Here is a 4988-nt window from a genome sequence, read left to right on the forward strand (position 1 = left end):
GCACGGCACTGTTCAGAGATCGGAACCTTGTCCTTTCGATCGTGATCTCCTTCGCCGTCGGCCTCGTCCTGTTGCCGACCCTGGCTTTGACATCGCCGATGCTGGAGGAACTGCTCAACTACCCGGTCGATACCACCGGCTACATGACCATCCCGCGCGGCGTTGGGCTCGTCGGAGGGGTGCTGTTGATGAGCCTGGTGCCGGCGCAGATCGATTACAGACCGTTCCTGATCGGTGGAATGGCGCTGGTGGTCTATGCCAATTGGCTGATGCTCGGCTATTCGCCGGCGATGGATTGGCGCGCGGTGGCCGAGGCCGGCTTCCTCCAGGGTGCAGGGCTCGGCATCGTGATTCCGGCGCTCGCCAAGGCTGCGTTTGGCACGCTCGATCCAAAGCTCCGTCCGGAAGGCGGCGCGCTCATCAACCTGTCCAGGCTCTATGGCAGCACGATCGGCATCGCGGTGGTGCAGATCTTTTTCTACGGCAACACGCAGGCGATGCACGTTGCGCTCGCCAAGGATCTGACGCCATACCGCACCGCCGCGCATGTCGCCGGCTCGATCGCCAAGCCGGGCCTTGCTGCGCTCAACGGCATGGTCACCCATCAAGCTGCCGTCGTCGCGATCATAGGCCAGTTCGAGATCCTGATGTTCGCCATGCTCGTCGTGAGCCCACTTGTGCTTTTTCTACGTAAACCGCGGCCGGCAAGTTGAGGAACGGGGGAATGCGACCGCATCGACCGGTTTCGGTCGATCGCACTCGACGGCCGCCGCGCCTGCAGCGGTCGGGCCTAAACAAGGAAGTAGGGACCATGACAACATCGGATGCGCTCCGCTACACGAGGATTTCCACCCACGGATCCGGGACAATTCCCGCTGCGGGATTTGGCACACTCATCCCGGATCCTCTCGCGACCAAACAGGCGACCAAGGCTGCATTGGAGGCGGGATTTCGACACCTCGATTGCGCGGAACGTTACCGTAATGAAGAGGCCGTTGGCGATGCGATGCGGGAAGCGTTCGAGGAGGGAACGCTTCAGCGCCGGGACCTGTTCGTGACCACGAAGCTATGGAACACGAATCATCGCCCGGAGAGGGTCAAGCCCGCCTTCGACGCAAGTCGCAGGCGGCTGCAAGTCGACACGATCGATTGCTACATCATCCATACGCCCTTCGCCTTTCGACCCGGCGACGAGCAGGACCCGAGAGATGAGCGCGGCCGGGTGATTTATGATTCTGGCGTTACTTTAGCGCAGACCTGGCAGGCGATGGAGCGCCTCGTCGACGACGGACATTGCAGGTCGATCGGTCTCTCGGACATCACCGTGGAGAAGTTGCGCGAGATCGTTGCGATCGCACGGATCAGGCCTGCCATGGTGCAGGTCGAATCGCATCCATATCTCCCCGAGTGGGACCTGCTCGATTTCTGCCGCGAGCATGGGATCGTGCTGCAGGCGTTTGCGGCGCTGGGGCACGCCATGGAGCCAAGCGTATTGCAAGACCCCGTGATCACTGCGATCGCGCAGCGTGTGCACAAGACGCCGGCTCAGGTGGCTCTGGCCTGGGCCGTGCAGCGCGGCACCGCATTCCTGACCACTTCGACCAAGCCTCAGCGCATCCGGGAGAGCTTTGACATTTCGGCGCTCCCTGAAGACTCCATGGAGGAGATTCGGGACCGCATCACCACCAGCGTCAGGTTCAACGCGGTGGTCGAGACGGGTGTGCCCGGATTTATTCCGAGAGCCAAGTGAACTGACGCTTGGATCGACAGGTCTGCGGCTAAAGGGCAGCTCAACGAAGGGATCATGATCGTGCGACGAATGCCCACTTTCAGCCGGGTAAGCCCGGCGGTGCGACCGGTAAGTCATTGATTGTTCTCAGCCCGGGGCTGTCTCTTAATCAGCAGGTCTTCGTTCTCATCGGTCAAAGCAGATCGGAAGCTGACCACCGATTGACCACCGAAACCCCGTGAACAAACGGCGATAAAGGTGGTTAATCGCGAGCGAATTTCATTGTTTTTGTTGATCTTTTCGACCGCTATTTACGTTCGGGACGCAGGGGTCGCAGGTTCGAATCCTGCCACTCCGACCATTCTTCCAAAAGTCGACGTTTTCCAGAGGCTTGGCGGACCGGCCGCCGGCGCCTCGGGAGCGCCTTTTTGCAACGATTTTCAGGGCGGGTCCACGGCCGATTTGGCCCGAGCAGGGACGTCTGTGCGCGTGGCATGGCTCCCGCGACCGGTGCGCCTTGGCCATGCCGATTGCGATCGCCCCCGTGCAGGCCGCGCGATCGTCCAGGTTGGCGCATCTCACTCGCCTGCAGCCCTGGCACTCCGTTTGCTCAGTCAGGACCAAACACAGGCCCTAGCGGAGGGACTGTTTCAGGTTGAGGCAAACAATGACAGAAGTGTCCCGTTTCGGCTCCACTGGAGAGCTTCGGCTTAGCGCGCTGATTGCGGATCTGTGGTGGCGCGTTCAGCTCATGAATTCCGACATCCTCGAAGAAGAGGCCAAGGCTGGGGTGTTCGACAGGCAGCACCCGTCCTATCCGTTGCTCGCGGCAACCCTTCGGGTACGACGTGACAATCTCGTGTCGACGATCAATGCACTGGAGGAGCGCGCGAAATCGGCCCGCGCCGCTTGAGGCGCGGCACTACCGCCGCGCCACCAGCACGCCCACCAGGAACGCCACCATCAGCGCCGGCAGCGGCGCCTCGCGCACCATGCTGCGGACGATGTCCGACCAGTGCTGCTCCGGCACCAGCCTTGGCGACCTGACTTCCGCCATCGGCGTCATGCCCCAATCCGACGCGAGGTCGGCGATCTCGCTCGCGGCCAAACGCGAGCCGTCGCGGACGCGGAAGACGGCGGCCTCCGATCGCGCGCGTGGCGCCAGCGCCATCAGCGTCGCGACCGCCGTGCGCAACGTCATCTCGCCAAAACCTTGCAGCCTCACCGACTCCTCGGGGTCGGATGTCATGCGAAATCCCTCACAGCGCGAAGTGGTGCGCGATGGTGAATGCCGCCGTCGCGCACAGGACCAGCGTGGAAACCGCGCCGGCCACGCCGCGCGCGAGATGGGCCCGCGTCAGGTGCCTGGTCATGATTTGCTCCATGCTCTGATGGAAATGGCGGCGGCGGACGTTGGTTCCCGACGCAGCGCCGAATCGCCGCCGTCCCGCCTACTTCCGCAGCAGCTCGCTCAGCGCCGCCGTTGCCTCGGCACAGCGGATGTCGTCGATCTCGCGCGACAGGCTGAGTGCGCTTGATCTGAGCTCTTCGACCTTCCAGTTCTCAGGATGCTGGCTTTCGAGCTGGCTGAGACGCTTGTTCAGATCGTCCAGTCGCGATTGAAGCTGCCCGATGCTGGCGGCCCCGTTCACTTTCCAAACGCGTTGTGCACGCATCGTAGTTCCCCTGTAGTCTCACGGCGTTGTGAGCGGGGTTCGTGGCCGCAATGGGAGTTTCTCTTGTCCGGCTTCAGACCGTGGGGAACCGTTGCAAATCGGCAACGATGGTTCCCCGACTGGATGTGCAAGCCGGCTCGCCCTTGCGCGACGAGCGCCACAGGTGCGGAATCTGCATGTCGGCGGTCGCGACAGCGCGCCGCGCGATAACGCGTGGCGACGCAGGTCGAGGAAGCGAAGGAAAAACGCGTGGCGAGATTTGTGACTATTGCGGCCGGCCAGCTTGGCCCGATCGCGCGAGCGGAGACGAGGACCGAGGTCGTGGCACGCCTGATGGCGTTGATGCGCCAGGCGAAGGCTTGCGGCTGCGACCTGATCGTCTATCCCGAGCTCGCGCTGACCACGTTCTTTCCGCGCTGGTATTTCGAGGACCAGGCGGAGATCGACGCCTTCTTCGAGCGCGAGATGCCGGGGGCGCAGACGCGAGCGCTGTTCGACCTCGCGCGCGACATCGGCATCGGGTTTTACCTCGGCTATGCCGAGCTGACGGTCGAGGCCGGCGTCACCAGGCGCTACAATACCTCCATCCTGGTGGACAAGAGCGGTGCGATCGTCGCGAAGTACCGCAAGGTCCATTTGCCCGGCCATGCCGAGCATGAGCCATGGCGCGAATTTCAGCATCTGGAAAAGCGTTACTTCGAGCCCGGCAGCGGTTTTGGCGTGACCAATGCCTTCGGCGGCGTGATGGGAATGGCGATCTGCAACGACCGCCGCTGGAGCGAAACCTATCGCGTGATGGGCCTCCAGGGCGTCGAGATGGTGATGATCGGCTACAACACGCCGGTGCACAATCCGCCCGCGCCCGAGCACGACGATCTCTCGCTGTTCCACAATCGCCTGGTGATGCAGGCCGGCGCCTACCAGAACGGCACCTTCGTGGTCGGCGTCGCCAAGGCCGGCCTCGAGGAGGGCGTCGACCACATCGGCGGCAGCTGCATCATCGCGCCTTCGGGCGAGATCGTCGCGGCGTGCACCACCAAGGGCGACGAGATCGCGCTGGCGCGCTGCGACCTCGATCTCTGCAACTCCTACAAGCGCACCACCTTCAATTTCGACGTCCACCGCCAGCCCCGCGCCTACGGGATGATCGTCGAACGCAAGGGCGTGACCACGATGGCGGATGGCACGCCGGTGCGGCCGAAGGGGTGATGCTCCTGTGGCCCGGGTGAGCTCTCTCCCTTGTAGCCCGGATGGAGCGAAGCGAAATCCGGGGCCGCTCGCCCGGCATCCGGCACTCCCCCGGATTACACGTCGCACCATCCGGGCTGCGGCACTTTCCCGGATTGCGCTGCGCTCCATCCGGGCTACGGGACCGGGCTGTGTCGCCGACCTGTCAACCCGCCCGCGCAAAAACATTCCACTTTACCGAAATTCGGATTTGTCGTATGTGTCGCCCATCCCGGCTCATCCTTGAGGGGCGATCATGTGGTCGTCATTTTCGCGAGCCGGGCTTGCGGTGGACGCGGCAGCGTCGGGCGCGAGAGTTGCGGGCAGGGCGGATTGCTCTCCGTGAGCCCCAAGGC

The 4988-nt window shown here is 63.4% G+C and carries 6 protein-coding genes; 4 read left to right on the plus strand and 2 right to left on the minus strand.

Translation table 11 applies throughout. The features are described 5' to 3' along the window. The 3 genes from AC1D00_RS26440 to AC1D00_RS26450 form a co-directional block, all read left to right on the plus strand. Window positions 1-713: MFS transporter (locus AC1D00_RS26440; protein ID WP_477012677.1), on the plus strand; the 713-nt coding region annotated here is incomplete at its 5' end. A 98-nt stretch (window positions 714-811) separates the two neighbouring features. Then, on the plus strand, window positions 812-1750 hold the full coding sequence (locus AC1D00_RS26445; protein ID WP_135177441.1) for an aldo/keto reductase: 939 nt from the start codon (window positions 812-814) through the stop codon (window positions 1748-1750). A gap of 646 nt (window positions 1751-2396) precedes the next feature. Further along, window positions 2397-2642 carry a hypothetical protein gene (locus AC1D00_RS26450; protein WP_027547855.1) on the plus strand — a complete coding sequence of 82 codons (246 nt, stop codon included), beginning with the start codon at window positions 2397-2399 and terminating at the stop codon, window positions 2640-2642. A 9-nt stretch (window positions 2643-2651) separates the two neighbouring features. Here the strand turns inward: AC1D00_RS26450 and AC1D00_RS26455 are convergent, their stop codons facing one another. Continuing rightward, the gene (locus AC1D00_RS26455; RefSeq protein ID WP_404558347.1) at window positions 2652-2978 is read right to left on the minus strand and encodes a hypothetical protein; all 327 of its coding nucleotides are present in this window, start codon (window positions 2976-2978) and stop codon (window positions 2652-2654) included. Window positions 2979-3180: 202 nt separating this feature from the next. Further along, window positions 3181-3405 carry a hypothetical protein gene (locus AC1D00_RS26460; RefSeq protein ID WP_027547857.1) on the minus strand — a complete coding sequence of 75 codons (225 nt, stop codon included), beginning with the start codon at window positions 3403-3405 and terminating at the stop codon, window positions 3181-3183. 249 nt (window positions 3406-3654) lie between these two features. Here AC1D00_RS26460 and AC1D00_RS26465 point away from each other — a divergent pair, with 249 nt between their 5' ends. After that, the gene (locus AC1D00_RS26465) at window positions 3655-4614 is read left to right on the plus strand and encodes an N-carbamoyl-D-amino-acid hydrolase (RefSeq protein WP_477012678.1); all 960 of its coding nucleotides are present in this window, start codon (window positions 3655-3657) and stop codon (window positions 4612-4614) included. The last annotated feature ends 374 nt before the right edge of the window (window positions 4615-4988 follow it).

This window comes from Bradyrhizobium sp. P2_E8, assembly GCF_056403875.1.